Source organism: Saccharopolyspora sp. 6V (assembly GCF_020176785.1).
GTDB lineage: Bacteria > Actinomycetota > Actinomycetes > Mycobacteriales > Pseudonocardiaceae > Saccharopolyspora_C > Saccharopolyspora_C gregorii.
The window spans coordinates 1-1,457 of sequence record NZ_JAIUKB010000025.1; the positions used below are offsets into that span (position 1 = coordinate 1).

Sequence of the window (1,457 nt, forward strand, 5' to 3'; positions counted from 1 at the left end):
TCTCGCGTGCACAGCTTTTGCCCGTGTGGGGGCCCCCCGGGTTAAAATGACCCCGACGCGAGAATCCCGCTGAGGTTCCGCCACCCCACCCCTCAGCAACTGGGGTACGAGACCGCCCCGCCGCTCAGAGGGCGGACAGGAGGTCTTCCACCAGGTCGTCGGGGTCCTCGATGCCAACGGACAACCGGACCAGCTCCGCGGGCACCTGCAGCACCGAACCGGCGGTGCTCGCGTGCGTCATCTTGCCGGGGTGCTCGATCAGCGACTCGACTCCGCCGAGCGACTCGGCGAGGGTGAACAACCGGGTCTTCGCGCACACCTCCAGCGCGGCCTGCTCGCCGTCCACGTGGGTGAACGAGATCATGCCGCCGAAGCCGTGCATCTGCTTGGCCGCGACCTCGTGGCCCGGGTGCTCGGGCAGGCCCGGGTAGTAGACCTTCGAGACCTTCGGGTGCTCGCGCAGCGCGGCGGCGATGCGCCCGGCGTTCGCGCTGTGCCGGTCCATCCGGGCCGCGAGCGTCTTCACCCCGCGCAGCGTCAGCCACGCGTCGAACGGACCCGGCACCGCACCGGCGGTGTTCTGCAGGAACGCCACCGAGCTCGCCAGCTCGTCGTCGGAGGTGAGCACCGCGCCCCCGACCACGTCGGAGTGGCCGCCGAGGTACTTGGTGGTGGAGTGCACCACCACGTCCGCGCCCAGCTCCAGCGGGCGCTGCAGGTACGGCGAGGCGAAGGTGTTGTCCACCACGAGCTTCACCCCGGCGTCCCGCGCGACCTGGGCCAACGCCGCGATGTCGGCGATGGTCAGCAGCGGGTTCGTGGGCGTCTCGACCCACAGCACCTTCGTCTCGGGCCGGACCGCCGCGCGGACCGCGTCCACGTCGGACACCGGCACCGGCGTGTACTGCACGCCCCACTCGGTGAGGACCTTGTCGATCAGCCGGAACGTGCCGCCGTAGGCGTCGTCCGGGATGATCACGTGGTCGCCGGGGCGCAGCGCGCCGCGCAGCACCGCGTCCGTGGCCGCCATCCCCGAGGAGAACGCCCTGCCGTGCTTGGCGCCCTCCAGCTCCGCGAGGCACTGCTCCAGCGCGGTGCGGGTGGGGTTGCCGGTGCGCGAGTACTCGTACCCGGCGCGCATCCCGCCCACGCCGTCCTGGGCGTAGGTCGAGGTCGCGTGGATGGGCACGATCACCGAACCGGTCGTCGGATCGGGTTGCTGTCCCGCGTGAATCGCGCGGGTGGCGAAGCCATCACTCATGCACCGCAGCGTACGGACCACACGGGCATCCGCCGTTCGGCAGGTGGCCGTCCCACTGGTGCCCGCGCACGACGAGGGGGGCCCCCCCCCGGGGGGGGGGGGGGGGGGGGGGGGGGGGGCGGGGGGGGCCCCGCGCGGGGGGGGGGCCCCGCGGGGGGGGGGGGGCCCCCCCGGGGGGGCCGGCCCGGGGGGGGCC

At 73.8% G+C, this 1,457-nt stretch carries 1 protein-coding gene; it reads right to left on the minus strand.

Annotated elements, in window-relative coordinates:
- Positions 1-124 precede the first annotated feature (124 nt).
- Complete coding sequence (locus LCD35_RS05285; RefSeq protein ID WP_224958944.1) at positions 125-1,261, minus strand: cystathionine gamma-synthase; 1,137 nt, start codon at positions 1,259-1,261, stop codon at positions 125-127.
- Between the last annotated feature and the right edge of the window lie 196 nt (positions 1,262-1,457).